We start from the raw sequence: 17,321 nt of genomic DNA, 5'->3' as shown, positions 1-17,321 counted from the left end.
GAATGGAACGCATTTTTGGTCGCCCCATTGTGACACAGGAACAGATGCGGACTCGAATCCGTGAACTCGGCCGGCAGATCGCGTCCGACTATGCTGGCAAAGAGTTGGTGCTGGTAGGGGTGCTCAAAGGAGCGTATGCCTTTTATGCCGATCTGGCGCGGGCCATCCGTATTCCGATGCGCGTGGAGTTTATCGTGGTCACCAGTTATGGCGCTGGCAAGAAAAGCTCCGGCAAGGTCAAGTTGATTTCCGATCTGACGGAACCGATCGCGGGGAAGGATGTCCTGCTCGTGGAGGACATTGTCGATTCGGGGCTCACGGTGCAGTATCTCATGAAGACCTTGTCGAGACGAAAACCTCGATCGTTGAAGGTCTGCACGTTGCTCAGCAAACCGGAGCGGCGACAAGTCGAGGTGGATCTCGAGTATGTCGGGTTTAAGATTCCCAATAAGTTTGTCGTCGGCTATGGACTTGATTACCGGCAGGAGTACCGCAATCTGCCGTACCTTGCGGCGCTCGACCAAGGGGAGGAAGGGGAGCAGGAGTCAGCATGAAAGGTTGTTCCCTCCGCGGAATCTATGGTAACATTCTGCACGGTTAGCTAATTTTTGGTCTGCCTAATATCCTCAAAGGAGAGGTGGATGAATTCACGTGTAAAGAATTTATTATTCTGGGTCGTGGTCGGCCTGTTCATGATTTTGTTGTTCAATTTGTTTAGCGTGCCGACCCATGCGCCGGAAGATGAAGTCATATTCAGCGACTTCATGGCCAAGCTCGATAAGGGCGAGATCATGAAGGTCACGATCAAGGCCAATCACATCAGCGCCATTCTGAAAGACCAAAGCCGGATTCGGACGTATACGGCTGAATATCCGGAATTGGTGAAGCATTTGCGCGAGAAAGATGTGCAGATTGAAGCTCGGCCTCCTGACGAGAGTCCGTGGTACATCACCTTCTTAGTGACCTGGGGCCCCTTCATTCTGTTTCTCGGACTCTGGTTCTTCCTGATGCGCCAGATGCAAATCGGCGGCAACAAGGCTTTATCCTTTGGGAAAAGTCGCGCTCGCATGCTGACCGAAGAGCGCAAGAAAGTGACGTTCTCGGATGTTGCCGGCATCGAAGAAGCCAAAGAAGAAGTCCTTGAGATTATCGAGTTCCTGAAGGACCCGCGAAAATTCCAGAAACTGGGCGGGCGTATCCCGAAGGGCGTGCTCATCGTCGGCCCTCCCGGTACGGGGAAGACGCTTCTTGCCAAGGCCATTGCCGGTGAGGCGGGAGTGCCGTTTTTCAGCATCAGCGGTTCCGATTTCGTCGAAATGTTCGTCGGCGTGGGCGCTTCACGGGTGCGGGATCTGTTTGAGCAAGGCAAGAAGCACGCCCCCTGTATTATTTTCATCGATGAGATCGATGCGGTCGGTCGCTTGCGTGGCGCAGGCCTTGGCGGAGGTCATGACGAGCGTGAGCAAACCCTCAACCAATTATTGGTGGAGATGGACGGGTTCGACACGACGGAAGGCGTCATTCTCATTGCCGCCACGAACCGTCCTGACGTGCTGGATCCGGCCTTGCTACGCCCGGGTCGATTTGACCGTCAGGTCGTCGTGAACCGCCCGGATTTGCGTGGCCGGTCGGAAATCCTGAAGGTCCATACCAAGAAGGTTCCTTTGGCCACGGATGTGGAGCTGGAGAAAATTGCACGAGGCACGCCAGGCTTCTCGGGTGCCGACCTCGAAAACCTCGTCAACGAAGCGGCGCTGTGGGCGGCTCGGCTGAATAAGAAAGAGGTCGAGTTGATCGACTTCGAAATGGCGAAGGATAAAGTGTTGATGGGGGCGGAACGGAAGAGCATGGTGCTCACCGACGAAGAGAAACGCACCACCGCCTACCATGAAGCTGGCCATGCGCTGATGGCTAAACTCCTACCGGGAACGGATCCGGTGCATAAGGTGACGATTATTCCTCGCGGGCGGGCGCTCGGCGTGACGATGCAGCTTCCGACCGACGATCGCCACAATTATTCGAAGGATTTCCTGTACAACAACCTCGCCATTCTCATGGGCGGGCGCGTTGCGGAGGAGTTAGTGTTGCATGATGTGACGACCGGAGCGGGCAATGATCTGGAGCGCGCGACGGATCTCGCGAGGAAAATGGTGTGCGAATGGGGCATGAGTGAAAAGCTGGGTCCGCTGACCTTCGGCCGGAAGGAAGAGGAAATTTTCCTCGGCCGGGAGATCGGGTCAAAGCGCGATTTCAGCGAGCAGGTTGCTCTGGAAATCGACCATGAAGTCAGGCGTCTGGTGACGGAAAACTACGAACGCGCGAAGCGAATCCTCACCGACAATATGACCAGCCTGAAGGCGCTGGCCGAAGCCTTACTGGAAAAAGAAGTGTTAGACGCATTGGAGATTGATCAGATCCTCATTCAGGGATCCTCATCACAGACGGTTCCTGCCTAATTTGTAGACTACCAGCTTCGCAGGGACGCCTTGGTGGTCTTCCTGCGAAGCAGATTCCTCTTGTGAGTTCCGGGCCAGGGGTTGGGAAAGCCTGCTACCCTCGCCGGTTGTTGCTCCTCATGTCCCTTCCGTCATCGGCTCACTGTCATTTCAGTGTGTAGATCCTGATTGCCCGAGGACTTGCCTTGACCATCGGAAACCCATCCTCAGCACATCCTGTTGTGCTCACGGCTGGACCCCGCACGATTACGATTGAATCGAATCCACTCATCATGGGTGTCCTCAATGTCACCCCTGACTCATTTTCCGATGGGGGGGCCTACGTTACGATTGAACAGGCGGTGAATCATGCCAGGCAAATGCAGGCCCAAGGGGCCGATATCATCGACATCGGTGCCGAGTCTTCGCGGCCAGGCGCACAACCGATCGCCGAGAGCGAGGAGTTGCGGCGGTTAATTCCCGTCGTGGAAGCAGTGCGGGAGGCTGTTTCTCTTCCCATTTCAGTCGATACGACGAAGGCCGTCGTTGCCCGAATGGCTATCCAGGCCGGCGCGGTCATTGTGAATGATATCAGCGCCTTACAGGGAGACCCGTTGATGGCGGGGCTGGTGGCCGAGACCGGGGTCGCAGTGGTGTTGATGCATATGCAGGGGACGCCGCAGACGATGCAACAGTCACCACGGTATGGGAATGTGGTGGAAGAGGTAACGGTATTTCTGCAGCAGCGGGCTCAGCACGCCCTCGCTCGCGGTATCCGGCCAAGTCAAATCGTCCTTGACCCGGGCTTCGGTTTTGGTAAGCTCCAAGAGCATAACCTTCACATGCTTGCGGAGTTCGAGGCGTTCACGAAATTGGGGTATCCGGTATTGGCCGGGGTATCCCGTAAACAGTTTATCGGGAATCTGACCCGGCAACCGGTTCACGACCGGGAGTTCGGTAATGCCGGAGCCATTGCGGTGGCTGTGTTGAAAGGCGCCCACATTATTCGTGTGCATGACGTTCGAGCGATGAAAGATACGGCCACTGTCGTGTCAGCCATTTCCCGTCACGCGCGTTCTTCTGTAGAGGTATCCAATGCGTAAATTGTTCGGCACAGACGGCGTTCGCGGGGTTGCGAACCTTGAGCCCATGACCAGCGAAATCGCCATGCAACTCGGCCGTGCGGCCGCCCATATATTCATGCGGCGGGCGGGCAGGCATCAGGTCGTGATCGGAAAAGACACGCGTTTGTCCGGGTACATGCTGGAATCGGCTTTGACCTCCGGTATCTGCTCGATGGGGGTCGACGTGCTGCTCGTGGGGCCCTTGCCGACCCCTGCCATCGCGTTTCTCACCCGAAGTTTACGCGCAGATGCGGGTGTGGTGATTTCCGCCTCGCACAATCCGTATCAGGATAACGGGATTAAGTTTTTCTCCAACCAAGGCTTCAAATTGCCGGATGAGTTGGAAGCGCGCATCGAACAGTTGATCATTTCCGACGAGATCAAACATCTCCGACCGACGGCGGATGCGATCGGAAAGGCCTATCGCATCGGTGATGCCGAGGGGCGGTATATTGAATTCGTGAAACGGTCGCTTCCCAGGGATCTCGATTTTCAAGGGATTAAATTAGTGGTGGACTGCGCCAACGGCGCGGCCTACAAGGTGGCTCCCGCTGTGCTGCGTGAGCTGGGTGCCGACATTGAAGTCATCGCGAATACTCCTGACGGGATGAACATCAATGATCACTGCGGCGCCGTGCATCCGGAACGGCTGCAGGAGGCGGTGCGTCGGCATGGCGCGCACATTGGCATCGCGCTCGACGGCGATGCCGATCGAGCGATCTTCGTTTGTGAGCAGGGCCACATTGTGGACGGAGATCACGTGATGGCCGCGCTGGGACTCGACTTGCACGGGCAGGGCCGGCTCGCCTCTAGGACGGTCGTGGGAACCGTGATGAGCAATTTCGGGTTGGAGCTTGCCATGAAGAAAGCCGGGATCCAGCTGATGCGAACGCCGGTGGGGGACCGGTACCTCATGGAGCGGATGCTGGCGGACGGATATAACTTCGGCGGCGAGCAATCCGGTCACTTTATTTTCCTGGACCATAACACCACCGGCGACGGATTGATTTCGGCATTGCAGATCCTCTCCTTGATGAAACGTACAAGGAAGCCGCTATCCGAACTCGCGAAGGCGATGACTGCCGTGCCGCAGATCCTGCTGAACGTCAAAGTGAAACATAAGCCGGACTTGAACCAGATTCCTGATATCCAGCAGGCCATCAAAACTGCGGAAGCCACCCTGAATGGAAGTGGCCGTGTGTTGGTGCGGTATTCCGGCACCGAAGCGCTGTTGCGAATCATGGTTGAAGGCGAACGGGATTCGACCATTCGTGAGGTCGCCGATCACCTTGCGGATATCGTTCGAGCTCGTATCGGGTAGGACCGGCTCCTTGCCCGAGAAGTCGGATGCTGCCGTCACTGACGATCACCTTCATCCTCGGAATCGTCCTCGGCTCGTACCTCCTATTTTTCCCTCACAGCATTGCGACGCTCCTCATCGCCTCGACCGTTGCGGCTGGGCTAGCCGAGCGGAAAAGGCTGCTCACATTGCGGCAAAGTAGTCTGTTGCTGGCTTGTCTGTTCGGCGGCTGTCTGTATTGGACAGTGTTCGCGTGGTTGACCCCGCATGTTCCGGTGCCGGACCGTCCCGGCGCCTTTCCCTCTAGCCTTGTCGGAACCATCGTCGAATCGGTTCGTCATGCCCCCGGCCGACTGACCGCGCTCGTGCAGGTGACCAGCAGCGACGATCCCGACCTCGCCACGCCGTTGTGCCTGCGTCTGACCTGGCGTAACCCTGATCGCGACCTTCAACGCGGCCTGCAGATCCGCATACGAACCCATGTGCACGCCCCGTCGGGGACCTTGAATCCGAGAGGATTTGACTACGCCGCGTACCTGGATGCGCAGGGTGTGGATGCCGTGGGCTCGGTGTCCGGCGCCGGCGCCGTTGAGGTGCTTGATGCAGGTGGAGGGCTGACGTCGTATCCGCTTTCATCACGGATCGACGCATGGCGCAGCCTGGTACGAAATGCAGCCGATACGTTACCTCAGCCGGCTCATGGCCTGTTCCTCAGCTTGACCATCGGGGAGCAGGGTTTCCTTTCGCCGGAAGTCCGCGAGTGGTTCATGACGACCGGAACGGTGCACATACTCTCCATCTCCGGATCCCATCTCGGGCTCATCGCATTGTTGTCCTTCGCCCTGGTCAGGAAAGCCTGCCTCCTGCTTCCTTCCATGCTTCTCTTGAGTCTTTCACGATGGCTGATACCAAGCAGGCTGGCGGCCGTACTCACACTGGTGCCGGTGTTGGGGTACACCATGCTGGCAGGGGCGGAAATGGCGACGATTCGTTCGGCTATCATGATCATTGTCGGTCTCTGGACCGTATGGCTTGGCACACCGCAGTATCTTCTCCACGCCTTGGCCGCGGCAGCCGGGTTGACGCTCCTGGTACACCCTGCCGCCCTGTATGATATTTCCTTTCAACTCTCGTATGTTTCCGTGTGGGTGCTGGCATTGGCACTGCAACGGGAAATGCACGCAGACGAATTACCACCGCCCGCGAAAGAGATCACCGGACGAACGCTCTATTGGCTACGGGAGTCTATGCGGCTGACGGCCTGGGTGACGCTGGCAACCCTGCCGTTGGTGGCCTGCTATTTCAATCAAGTGTCCTGGATGGGGCTGTTCGCAAATCTGCTCATGGTGCCCTTCGTAGGGTTCATTCTGTTGCCGGTCAGTTTGCTGTCCGCCGTCTGGGTCATTGTCTCGCAGGACAGTACGCTTCCCGGGGCCGGACTCATTGAAGTACTTGGTCAGGGAGTGATTGCCTCGACGCAGTGGCTGGCCGGCCTGCCCGGGGCGGAATGGTTTGTGGCCGCGCCGACTGTTCCCATGATGGCGCTGTTCTACATTCTGTGCTGGGCCATGCTGACGGATCGGCCGGCGCACGCATCCCCATTGGTGAAACGCGCGATGGCGGCGGGCATGGCCTGTCTCGTTCTCTGGTGGTTGTGGTCTCCGCGCCCGTTCAGCCGGGAGGGACAGGTGCAGGTGACGTTTCTCGACGTGGGCCAGGGAGACAGTGCTGTGATTGAATTGCCGAAAGGGGAGGTGCTGCTCATCGATGGCGGCGCGACCTATGAGCGGTTTGACATGGGGCGGAGTGTTGTGGCGCCCTTCCTCTGGAATCGCGGCATTCGCGCCATCGATCATGTCATCGCGACACATCCTCAATTGGACCATGCAGGAGGACTGGCCTGGATACTGGCGCATTTCCAGGTTGAGAATTTCTGGACCAATGGCGTCACGCGGAACGAAGAGTTCTGGCAGAAAATCGAACGGACTCTGGCAAAGCGGCACCTCCAGGCGACGGTGGCTGAGCAGGGGCGACGAATCGTGGAGGGCGCAGACTGCGACATGGCCGTACTCAACCCGCCGGCAGGCCGTGACGCGCCCGCGGCGGGGAAGCAGCCATCATTGAACAATGTGTCGGTCGTGACCGAACTCACTTGTGGTCACCAACGGATGTTGTTTACGGGGGATATCGAACGGGAGGCCTTGGCGCGGATGACGCAATCCGGTCATCTGAGCCACGTCAATCTGCTTAAAGTCCCACATCATGGGGCGCTGAGTTCGCTGGATCGTGAATGGCTGAACACCGTTCAACCGGACATAGCCGTGGTGTCGGCCGGGCGTCGCAATCCCTATGGCCATCCAGCTGGAGAAGTGCTAACTGCTTATCAGTCCGTCCAGGCACAAATGTTGAGAACGGATCAGGACGGCGCTGTCTGGGCCGAGCTTGACCTGGCTCAACAGCACCTGACCATGCAGAGCGCCAGAAAGTGGCAGCTTCAACCGGCGCTGATGTCGGTTCCCCTGTGGACAATCGAGCAGGAGAATCTTCGTCGCCTGTGGCGTCGTTGGAATTGGGGCTAGGTTCACCGGCAGTCTCAGCCTCATTGGCTGGTATGGAGTTCGCCGGGCAAAAATCCCCACTTTGCAGATGTCGAACTTGCCGGGCTGTTCCGTTTTTCACCAGTACCGCTGTCAATTTTGCCGATGCGCGGAGCAGATGCCGGCATAAGCCGGCAATAATGCGCAGGTATGCCGGAGTTTGTTCAAGGCATAGCGCATGCACATCTTTTCCTGCGTCTGACCTCGGCATATGTCCGAGCGGCCAGTCTGTTGAGAGGTGACTCTCGGAAGAACCCCAGGCAGCGGTGCCACGAGGTGATGGTCGGAAAGGCGAGGCGATGATGGCGAATCGATTGTTATTTCTGGCCCCGGCGCCACCCTCCGATCATCAGGGCGGAGGCGCCTTGCGGATGCTGCATCTGCTCCGTTTCCTGGGGAGCCGGTTTCAGGTGGACCTGATCGCCCCGGCGGTTGATGGCTGGGAGGAGGCCCAACGCGTGTTGCAGAGCGTCTGTTCGGAGACAACCTTCGTCCCGTCTCAAGGGCCTGGCTTACTGGATCGCATCGGCCGGGTCAGCCCCTACGGAAAAGATCGGGCGTTGGCTTCGGTGGTGCGCGAGCGCTTGGCAAGCGGCGTCTATGGCGCGGTCCATGTCGAAAAACTTGGGATGATTCCTTCTTTGCCGCCACAGACGGCGGTCCCGGTGGTGTTGGATATTTGGTCTTATGGCCTGCCCAGCCCGCTCCGAATACTCAGGAGCGGCGGCGGACCCACCGGTCGGCCGAAGCAATTGGTGCGTCGGTTCAAGCTGGGAATGTATGACCGTTGGTGTTGGCCCCTGACCTATTGTGTCACCGTCGTCTCAGAGGAAGACCGCATTCGTTGTGAAGGCGCGCATCCGGGGCAGCGTGTGGTGGTCGTGCCCAACGGTGTCGATTGTCAGGCGATTCGCCCGAAACCCGATCATGCCATGACCTCGCCCGTGCTGCTCTTCACGGGCGACATGGGCCTTGAGGCGAATGTGGAGGCCGCAACCGTTCTAGCCACGGAGGTGTTCCCCGCCATTCGCCGGGAATTTCCCAAGGCGGAACTCCGTCTGGTGGGAAGAAACCCGGATCCCCGGGTGGTTCGATTGGCCGGTCAGGGCATCATGGTCACCGGCGCCGTTCCCGACATGCAGCTCCATCTGCGGGCCGCGACGATCTATGTTGCGCCACATTTCTCCGGCTCCGGCACGCGCACGAAACTGTTGGAAGCGATGGCGGCGGGGTTGCCGATCATCACGACCTCTCTCGGGATGGAGGGCATGAAAGTACAACCAGGCCGTGATTTGCTCGTGGCTGATCAGCCGGCCGACATGATTGAATCGATTCACACGTTACTCGCGAGTCAACCGGATCGGGAGCGTTTTGCACAGGCCGCCCGCCATATGGCCGAGATCTGGTACGACTGGAGTCGCTGTCTCTGGCCGTTAGAGCCGCTCTATCAGAATCTTCTCACACCGAAAGCCGTGGCTTGTTAAGCCTGCGGTCGAATTCGTATGCGCGTCCACGTCATCGTGCCAGGATCGGGTTCAGAGTCACGCCTGGCCGGAGGAAGCTGTTGTGTTCTGACAGTGCTCCACGTAGAATTTTCCGCCGGTGTGAGTCGTAGATCGTATGACGATTGAACAAGGCCGCCCCTGACACGATGACGTTGATCCCGCACTCCAGCCCCTCGCTGGGACCAGAAGAATTGCGCGCAGTCACAGAGGTGATTCGATCGGGCCAAATCACCGCCGGGCCGGTGGTGGCGCAGTTTGAACGGGGGGTAGCTGCGTATATCGGCCTGCACGGCGGCGTAGCGGTGAGTTCCGGCACGGTCGCCCTGGAATTGGCCCTGCGCGCTCTCGGTGTCGGACATGGCGACAACGTCATTCTTCCGAGTTATGTCTGCTCGGCCCCATGGCTCGCGGTACAACGTGTCGGCGCCCAAGCCAGACTCGTCGATATCGATCCGGCCACTTACAATCTCGATCCCCACAAAGTGCGCAAAGCCCGCACCAGTCGCACGCGAGCCGTGATCGTTCCGCACATGTTCGGCTTGCCGGCTGATTTGACCAGCCTGCAGTCGTTGGACATCCCGTTGATCGAAGATTGCGCGCACACGCTGGGCGCCATGGAACAGGGACGCGCGGTCGGCAGCGTGGGGGCGCTGACGGTCTGTTCGTTCTATGCCACCAAGTTGCTCTGCACTGGTGAAGGCGGCATGGTGTTGTCGAACGATGAGGCCTTGCTCGAACGGGTCCGCGCGCTGCGGGAATATGATAAGGCGCCATCCCTCAATGCAGCGTCGGGCAACTGCAAATTGACGGATCTGCAGGCGGCGATCGGGGTCGCGCAGCTGAATCAGTTGGGAGAATTTCTCGACCAGCGGTCCATGTTGGCCGCCGTCTATCGTGACACGTTGCCGGCGGAGCTGTTCACAGTGCCCGCTGTGCCTGCCGGCCGAACGCACATCTATTATCGCTTCGTCGTACGCCTGATGAAGGGGTTACAGTCGCCCGATGACTTCACCGACTATCTGTCGCGCCTGGCCCATCGTGGCCTGCAATGCCGCAAACCGGTGTTTCGTCCTCTGCATCGGTATCTCGACTTGCCGGACTTTCCAGCCAGTGACGAGGCGGACGAGACCGCCATTTCCCTGCCGATTCATCCTTCGCTCACAGAAGAAGCGATCCGGCAGGCTACGCAGATTCTGCAGGAAGAGCTTCGCTGACGGGGGTCGGCCCTCTCGGGACACTCCGCCCTTGACCCTCGCCTGATTGATCGGCATGATGAGTGCGAATTTCAAGACGTCGTGTGACGGCATCATGTCCTGCTTCCCCAGCTGAAACCCGGAGACCATTGGTATGGTGCCCACTGTCGAGTGGAAAGATGGAGCGGTTCGGCTCTTGGATCAAAGCCGACTTCCGTCCCAGGTCGAATTTCTCGAATGTCGTGACTATCGTGCGGTCGCGCAGGCCATTCGGGAATTGAAGGTGCGCGGCGCTCCTGCAATCGGTGTGACCGCCGCGATGGGCGTCGCCCTCGGCGCGCAGAGTCTGAACGTCGACGACTATCACGCGTTTGTGAAACAGGTCGAAGAGATTTGCGATCATCTGGCCGCCTCGCGACCGACGGCTGTAAACTTATTCTGGGCGATAGCCCGCATGAAGGACACACTGGCGTCCCTCAAAGGGAAGACAATTGCGGAGATCAAGCGTGAGTTGATCCGGGAATCGCAAACCATTCTCGACGAAGACATCGCGCTCTGCAAGGTCATGGGCCGGCATGGTGCGACCGTGCTTCAAGATGGACAGACGGTCTTGACCCACTGCAATGCGGGCGCGTTAGCGACGGCCGGATACGGAACCGCGCTTGGCGTGATCCGTGCTGCATGGGAGGAGGGAAAACACATTCGCGTCATTGCTGACGAAACCAGGCCGGTCCTGCAGGGAGCGCGGTTGACCGCCTGGGAACTCATGCAGGACAAGATTCCGGTGACGTTGATTACGGACAATATGGCGGGTAGCCTCATGCGCCAGGGGAAGATTCAGGTCTGTGTCGTCGGTGCGGATCGTATCGCCGCCAACGGCGATGTGGCCAACAAGATCGGCACGTATTCAGTTGCAGTCCTGGCCCGGGCGCATGGGATCCCCTTTTATGTTGCCGCGCCGTACAGCACGATTGATCTGGCCACCAAGACCGGAGCCGATATTCCCATCGAAGAACGGAACCCGCTCGAAGTGACGTCCATCCACGGCAGCCATCCTGTGGCTCCGACCGGCGTGGCCGTGTACAATCCGGCGTTCGACGTGACCCCGGCCGAGTTGATCACCGGCATCATCACCGAGCGGGGCATCTTCAAGCCAGGAGAACTCGCCGGTGCATTCGGGCCGGACCGGGCTGCGAAGAAGTCCGGCATCGTCTCCTGATACTCTGATACCCTGTTCTCAGGTATGCTGGGAATCTCGTCAGTGCTTCGGCTTCCGGTGGATCGCAGAGTCCTTTATCTTGCCAGCACTTCCGCCGCTTCTTTATAATGCCACGAGAGTGTGCCATTGCGATATTTCTAGCTGAAGGAGCTGACGATCCATGAGTGAACGAACCCTTGCCATCATCAAGCCGGACGCCGTGAAAAAGGATGCCATCGGCGACATTATTCATCGATATGAAAAGGCGGGGTTGAAGCCGGTCGCCATGCGTCTGATGCACCTGACCAAAGCCACGGCGCAAGGGTTTTATGCCGTTCATAAGGCGCGCCCCTTCTTTGACAGCCTGTGTACGTTCATGTCTTCTGGGCCTTGTGTCGTGTTGGTCCTCCAAGGCGACAATGCGGTGAAAAAGAATCGCGAACTGATGGGCGCGACCGATCCCGCGAAGGCGGAAAATGGAACCATCCGCGCGGCCCATGGCGCAAACATCGAATTTAATGCGGTACACGGGTCCGATGCGCCGGAGACGGCAAAATTCGAGATCGGGTATTTCTTTCCTGAAATGGAGTTGGTCGGGTAGGCGCACATTGAGCGCAGACTTTCCCCAGGTCTCGCAAGCCCGACGGCCGTTTCCTGGCCGTCGGGCATCCCTTTCGTTGGTGATGCTGCTGATCGCACTTGGTGCCGGTTGCACCAAGCCGCCCGTTGTTCCAGTTGCCCAGCCCATCGAAAATCCCGGAATCGAGGCCGAGACGCGTCTGTGGTACCAGGCCTCGACGGCCTTTTCCGACGGACGCTATTCCGCTGCGATTCATCTCTATGAACGGTATCTGACGACCTATCCGAAATCCCGGCGCGCGAATGAAGCCCATTGGGAATTGGGACAGTCGTATGAACAGATGGGTGAAGCGGCAGGAGCGTTGAAAGAGTACCGGATCTTGGCCGGTCCGGAAGGCGTCCCGGTCTCGACACAGAGTGTCTATGCTGAACGGGCGCTGCATCGTATCGAGGCCTTGCGGAATCAATCGGCCGTGCCGGCCGGCGCCAGATCCGGTCATACCGCGCTCTATGTGTCGTTCAGCAATTTGCCCCCCATGGCTCAAGTGGAGTCCTGGGTGCGTCAACTGAGCGCCCAGGGCGTCAGCGCAATTCTCATGGATGCCAGTTTGGAGTCGTCGTTTACCAGGGCGCCTGTGCCGACCGGTCCTCCCCCCAGCAGCCCCCTGCCGAAGTTACCTGCGGGCGCCTTGTTTTCGACCTCCCAGGGGCCCGTGATGACTGATTGGTTCAACGTCATGGTGCCGCAGGCGCATGAACTGGGCATTTCCGTGTTTGCCGTGATGGATTTGTTTCATGCCCCGCTTTCCGATCACCGTCAAGCATCCAGGATGATGCTGTATGATCCCACCAGGCGCAAGGTTCATCCCTGGACGCAGTTCGATCTGCTCGCCCCGCCGGTCCAGCAGGAACTGGCTCACCTGTTGGCCGATCTCCTGAGGAGCGGGGTCGATGGGATGGTGTTTCGCGCGCGGGCAGAGAACAGTTTCGCCTATGAGGTGAGTGACGGCGTGTTACGCCAGTTTGAAGCGCAAGTGCGCCAGCCGTCAGCCGAAGTGGCGCAGGCGCTCCGTGAGCGGATGAGTGTGCGTCAGGATGCGGGCGCGCTGGCCTCCGACAAAACGCTGTGGCGATGGGTTGGCTGGAAGGCTCGCCAGGAACTTGATGTGCTGGCGCGCCTCAAGAAATATTTGCAGAAAGCGGTGCCGCGGTTGCGCATGGTGCTGGAGATTCATCCGGAGGCGTTGTCGAATCCGACGTCGGCCTTGGTGAACTATGGAGAAGATGCCGCTGAGGCGCGCCGCCGGGGATTTGATTTATTGTTGGGAGGGCCGTCCCGGGAGGCGTCGGATGTGCGGACATTCGGCGGGGCGTTCAAGGGGTGGAGCCGCGAGGTGATTCAATCCGAGAAAGGGGAGCCGCAAACCCTTCCGCAAGGCTGGGTGTTACTGCGGCCGCCGGCCGAGCACGGCGCCGGCATGTTTACGGGGCTGGCTCAGCAGGCGGATGAATTGCGGACGCCGGACATTCGCCATCTGGTGTTTGTGCCGGACGCGCCGGCAGCGATTCCTTGACAAAGATTTTCGCAGCTTTTACGATCGCGCCACTTGTGTCTGGAGCGCGTTTTATTCACGTAGGCCGCCGGGAAGGCGGCCGCCACGAGGAGTCCCATGATACCGTCCAATCTCCGTTACCACCAGGAACACGAATGGGTCCGCGCTGAAGGACAGCAGGCGACGATCGGCATCAGCCATTTCGCACAGGATGCGCTGGGAGATATCGTGTTCATCGATCTTCCCAAGGTGGGCGCCAAGGTGACTGCCGGTCAGCAGATCGGCGAGGTGGAGTCGACCAAAACCACGTCCACCATTTATACGCCGGTCAGCGGGACCATTGTGAAGATCAACGCCGATCTCAAGGACCATCCCGAGGCCGTCAATGCCGATCCTTATGGCAAAGGGTGGATGGCGGTGATCGAGCTCACGACTTCCGCTGAAGTGGACAAGCTCATGACGGCCGCGCAGTACGAAGAATTTTTGAGCAAGCAACAGCACTAAGCCGGCATCCGTACACCATTAAATCGGCGACGCATGATGGCGTGCAACCTGTGATTCAATCCGCATTCGTTCACTGAGCCATTTTTATGTCGAAGCATCTCGCAATTCTTGGCGCCGGTCCCGGAGGGTATGTGGCGGCGATTCGCGCCGCTCAGCTGGGCGCGCGCGTGACGGTGGTCGAGAACCAGGCGCTGGGTGGCGTGTGCCTCAACTGGGGCTGCATTCCGAGCAAGGCGTTGTTGTCGGTGGTCGAATTGGGCGACAAGGCCAAAAAAGCCAAAGACTTCGGGCTGCTGCTCAACGGTCCCGTCTCCTACGACCCTGCCGTTATGGTGGCCCGAAAAAATAAGGTGGTCTCCACTCTGGTGAAGGGCATTGCCACCCTGTTCAAGACCTGGAACATCGAGCATGTCGAGGGCACCGGTGAATTGGTGGATGCCCGTACCATTCGCGTGACCAAGCCTGATGGAACAACCATACAGGTGGCGGCCGACGGAGTCATCGTTGCTACCGGCTCGTCCTGGCCGAATCTGCCGCTGTTTCCCATCGACGGGACCCAGATCATGACCAGCAAGCAGGCGCTGGAGCTCGCCCGAATCCCTGCCAGCCTCCTGATCATCGGTGGTGGTGTGGAAGGCTGTGAGTTTGCCTCGCTGTATAGCGGGCTGGGGACTCAGGTGACGCTGGTCGAACTGGTTCCGCGAATCCTGCCGCTGGAGGACGAAGAGATCAGCCAGGTGATGGAGCGGGAGTTGAAGAAGCGAGGAGTGGACATTCGCACCGGCGTCACGGTCGACCAGATTGTCCGGCAGCCGGACACGGTGACCGCCCATTTTCGAGACGGACTCTCGTTGAACGTGGAGCAGGTGTTGGTCTCGGTGGGGAGAGGGTTCAATTCGCGTGGAATTGGCTTGGAGAAAATCGGGGTACAGGTCGGGTCTCGCGGCGAGATTGTCGTCAATGAACGCATGGAAACGAATGTTCCCGGGGTCTATGCGATCGGCGATGTCGTTGGCAGGGCGATGTTAGCGCATGTCGCCTCGCAACAAGGCAAGGTGGCGGTGGAGAATTTCATGGGCCACCCGCGCGCGATTGATTACGATGTCATCCCGACGGGCATCTTTACGTTGCCTGAAATCGGACGAGTGGGATTGACTGAACAGCAGGCGCGTGATCGTTGCGTTGGAGCCGGCAAGGATCCGCAAGCGGGCGTGAGAGTTGGACGTTTTCGCTACGGTGGAGTGGGGAAGGCTCAGGCGACGGGGGATATTCAAGGATTGCTCAAGGTGGTGGTGGATACGGAGAGCGACCGGATTCTCGGCGTCCATATCCTCGGCGCCCATGCGACCGATTTGATTCACGAAGCCGCACTGGCGATGCATCTTGGGGCAACTGTTTCGCGCACGGCCGAAATGATTCACGCGCACCCGACTCTGGCGGAGGGACTTATGGAGGCCATGGAGGATGTGCACGGCCAGGCGATCCATCTCGCGCGAAAACCGGCGGCGTCATGATGCAATCACTGCTCATCAAAGTCTCGATGCTGGCCGTGACCCTGGGATCGTTGATGTGGATTGCCTCGGTCACTCCCGTGACGAAGGTGATGCCGGGGCAACCGCAACTGCTCGCAAAACGTCCCGTGGCAACCGGTTCCTCGCCTCAACCGCAGGATATCCCCACGACGAAGCCCGCCCTGCCCAGTGCAAATCAGACGGGTATGCGACCGCATCGACCGGTGGCGATGCCGAGTGAAGAGCCTGAATCCTCGAAGCCATTGGAGAAGGCCTTGCTTGACCCTTCTTCTACCGGTCAAGCGGGTGTTCGACAGGTTGATCTGAATCAGGCCACCCGTTCTGATTTGGAGGCGTTGCCCGGCATCGGCCCGAAATTGGCGCAGCGGGTGATTGAGCATCGCGACGAGAAAGGCCCGTTTCATTCCGTTGACGACTTGCGGCAGGTGAAAGGCATTGGCCGGAAGAAGTTTGACCGTCTGCGTCCGCACGTCCTCGTCACCAATACCAAATCATTAGCACGACACAAAGGAACTTTGTGACACCGTTAGGGCAACAGCTGGATCTCATACTTCGAGGGATTGTTGAGGTTATTCAGCGGAGCGAACTGGAATCGAAGCTGGCTCGGTCAATCAAGGAAAACCGCCCCCTTCGCGTCAAGGCGGGGTTCGACCCCACCGCGCCAGATCTTCACCTGGGCCATACGGTCTTGATTCATAAGCTCAAACACTTTCAAGACCTCGGGCATCAGGTGATCTTTCTCATCGGTGATTTCACAGGCATGATCGGCGATCCGACCGGGCGATCCGAAACACGTGTGGCGTTATCGAAGGAAAAGGTGCTCGAAAATGCCAAAACGTATGAGCGCCAGATCTTTAAAATTCTCGATCCTGCGAAGACGCAGGTGGAGTTCAACAGCCGCTGGATGAGCACGATGACCGCCGACGGGCTGATCGAGTTAAGCGCCCGCTATACCGTGGCGCGCATGCTAGAGCGGGAAGATTTCCATAAGCGGTACACGGAAGGGACGCCGATCAGCATCCATGAGTTCATGTATCCCTTGATCCAAGGCTACGATTCCGTTGCGCTGAAAGCCGATATCGAATTGGGTGGAACCGATCAAAAGTTCAATCTCCTGATGGGACGAGACTTGCAGCGGGATTACGGGCAGGAGGCGCAGGCAGTCATCACCATGCCGCTGCTGGAGGGCACCGACGGCGTCCGGAAGATGAGTAAGAGTTTCGGCAACTACATCGCGCTGGAAGATCAGCCGGCCGACATGTTCGGCAAACTCATGTCGATTAGCGACACGCTCATGCACCGGTACTACGAGCTGCTGACCACCGAGGATTTGACCTGTGTGAAGGCCGCGCATCCCATGGACGCAAAGCAGGGTCTGGCTGAGCAGATCGTTGCCCGGTATCATGGGGCTGAGGCCGGTCGTGAAGCGCGAGCCGCCTTCCAGCATAAATTTCAGGCGCGGGAGTTTCCGGAAGAGCCGGACGCGCGCGTCGTCCTGACGCCATCCGACGTGAAGGATGTGAAAGTGCCCTCGATCGGCCTTGTCGATCTGATCGCCAGGACCGGGCTAGTTCCCAGCAAGAGCGAAGCCCGCCGGTTGATTGTGCAGGGCGGGGTGGAGCTCAATGAACAAAAGATGACCGATGCGAATGCCGTGGTGCCGCTGGCGGTTGGTCATCTGCTTCGATTGCGTGTCGGTCGGCGGAAGTTTGCGGTGGCCGAGTACAAGGATTGAGCAGGTGGCCTCGGTTGCCTTGACTTCGCTTCGTCGCCGGCGTAGGATTCGAATTCTCTTCAGCCA

Annotated in this window: 14 protein-coding genes; all 14 read left to right on the top strand. The window is 58.8% G+C overall.

The features are described 5' to 3' along the window. The first annotated feature begins 2 nt into the window (after window positions 1-2). The 14 genes from hpt to GDA65_11985 all read left to right on the top strand — a co-directional run bounded on the left by hpt (window position 3) and on the right by GDA65_11985 (window position 17,255). Window positions 3-554, top strand: coding sequence for a hypoxanthine phosphoribosyltransferase (gene hpt, locus GDA65_12050; protein ID MBA5863426.1), 552 nt, complete (start codon window positions 3-5; stop codon window positions 552-554). Window positions 555-641: 87 nt separating this feature from the next. Further along, window positions 642-2,456 carry an ATP-dependent zinc metalloprotease FtsH gene (gene hflB / locus GDA65_12045; protein MBA5863425.1) on the top strand — a complete coding sequence of 605 codons (1,815 nt, stop codon included), beginning with the start codon at window positions 642-644 and terminating at the stop codon, window positions 2,454-2,456. A gap of 272 nt (window positions 2,457-2,728) precedes the next feature. After that, on the top strand, window positions 2,729-3,538 hold the full coding sequence (gene folP / locus GDA65_12040; protein ID MBA5863424.1) for a dihydropteroate synthase: 810 nt from the start codon (window positions 2,729-2,731) through the stop codon (window positions 3,536-3,538). Next, window positions 3,531-4,880: a phosphoglucosamine mutase gene (locus GDA65_12035; GenBank protein MBA5863423.1), complete on the top strand. Its 1,350-nt coding sequence runs from the start codon at window positions 3,531-3,533 to the stop codon at window positions 4,878-4,880. The genes folP and GDA65_12035 overlap by 8 nt, the downstream gene beginning before the upstream one ends. A gap of 26 nt (window positions 4,881-4,906) precedes the next feature. Beyond that, window positions 4,907-7,438 carry a DNA internalization-related competence protein ComEC/Rec2 gene (locus tag GDA65_12030; protein MBA5863422.1) on the top strand — a complete coding sequence of 844 codons (2,532 nt, stop codon included), beginning with the start codon at window positions 4,907-4,909 and terminating at the stop codon, window positions 7,436-7,438. A gap of 317 nt (window positions 7,439-7,755) precedes the next feature. Then, window positions 7,756-8,940: a glycosyltransferase gene (locus tag GDA65_12025; GenBank protein ID MBA5863421.1), complete on the top strand. Its 1,185-nt coding sequence runs from the start codon at window positions 7,756-7,758 to the stop codon at window positions 8,938-8,940. 167 nt (window positions 8,941-9,107) lie between these two features. Beyond that, window positions 9,108-10,175, top strand: a complete 1,068-nt coding sequence (locus GDA65_12020) for a hypothetical protein (protein MBA5863420.1) — start codon at window positions 9,108-9,110, stop codon at window positions 10,173-10,175. Between the two features lie 133 nt (window positions 10,176-10,308). Beyond that, window positions 10,309-11,373, top strand: a complete 1,065-nt coding sequence (gene mtnA / locus GDA65_12015) for an S-methyl-5-thioribose-1-phosphate isomerase (GenBank protein MBA5863419.1) — start codon at window positions 10,309-10,311, stop codon at window positions 11,371-11,373. A 160-nt stretch (window positions 11,374-11,533) separates the two neighbouring features. Beyond that, complete coding sequence (locus GDA65_12010; GenBank protein MBA5863418.1) at window positions 11,534-11,953, top strand: nucleoside-diphosphate kinase; 420 nt, start codon at window positions 11,534-11,536, stop codon at window positions 11,951-11,953. Then, the gene (locus tag GDA65_12005; GenBank protein ID MBA5863417.1) at window positions 11,871-13,505 is read left to right on the top strand and encodes a tetratricopeptide repeat protein; all 1,635 of its coding nucleotides are present in this window, start codon (window positions 11,871-11,873) and stop codon (window positions 13,503-13,505) included. Before GDA65_12010 ends, GDA65_12005 begins: the two co-directional genes overlap by 83 nt. A gap of 96 nt (window positions 13,506-13,601) precedes the next feature. Then, window positions 13,602-13,988: a glycine cleavage system protein GcvH gene (gcvH, locus tag GDA65_12000; protein ID MBA5863416.1), complete on the top strand. Its 387-nt coding sequence runs from the start codon at window positions 13,602-13,604 to the stop codon at window positions 13,986-13,988. Between the two features lie 86 nt (window positions 13,989-14,074). Next, complete coding sequence (gene lpdA / locus GDA65_11995) at window positions 14,075-15,502, top strand: dihydrolipoyl dehydrogenase (GenBank protein ID MBA5863415.1); 1,428 nt, start codon at window positions 14,075-14,077, stop codon at window positions 15,500-15,502. Continuing rightward, window positions 15,499-16,041 (top strand): hypothetical protein, encoded by a 543-nt coding sequence (locus GDA65_11990; protein ID MBA5863414.1) that lies wholly within the window; start codon window positions 15,499-15,501, stop codon window positions 16,039-16,041. The genes lpdA and GDA65_11990 overlap by 4 nt, the downstream gene beginning before the upstream one ends. After that, window positions 16,038-17,255 carry a tyrosine--tRNA ligase gene (locus GDA65_11985; protein ID MBA5863413.1) on the top strand — a complete coding sequence of 406 codons (1,218 nt, stop codon included), beginning with the start codon at window positions 16,038-16,040 and terminating at the stop codon, window positions 17,253-17,255. Before GDA65_11990 ends, GDA65_11985 begins: the two co-directional genes overlap by 4 nt. Window positions 17,256-17,321 lie beyond the last annotated feature (66 nt).

The organism is Nitrospira sp. CR1.1 (assembly GCA_014055465.1).
Taxonomy (GTDB): Bacteria; Nitrospirota; Nitrospiria; order Nitrospirales; family Nitrospiraceae; genus Nitrospira_A.
Note: the sequence above shows the minus strand (reverse complement) of the source record. Positions and strands in the feature narration are given on the sequence as shown.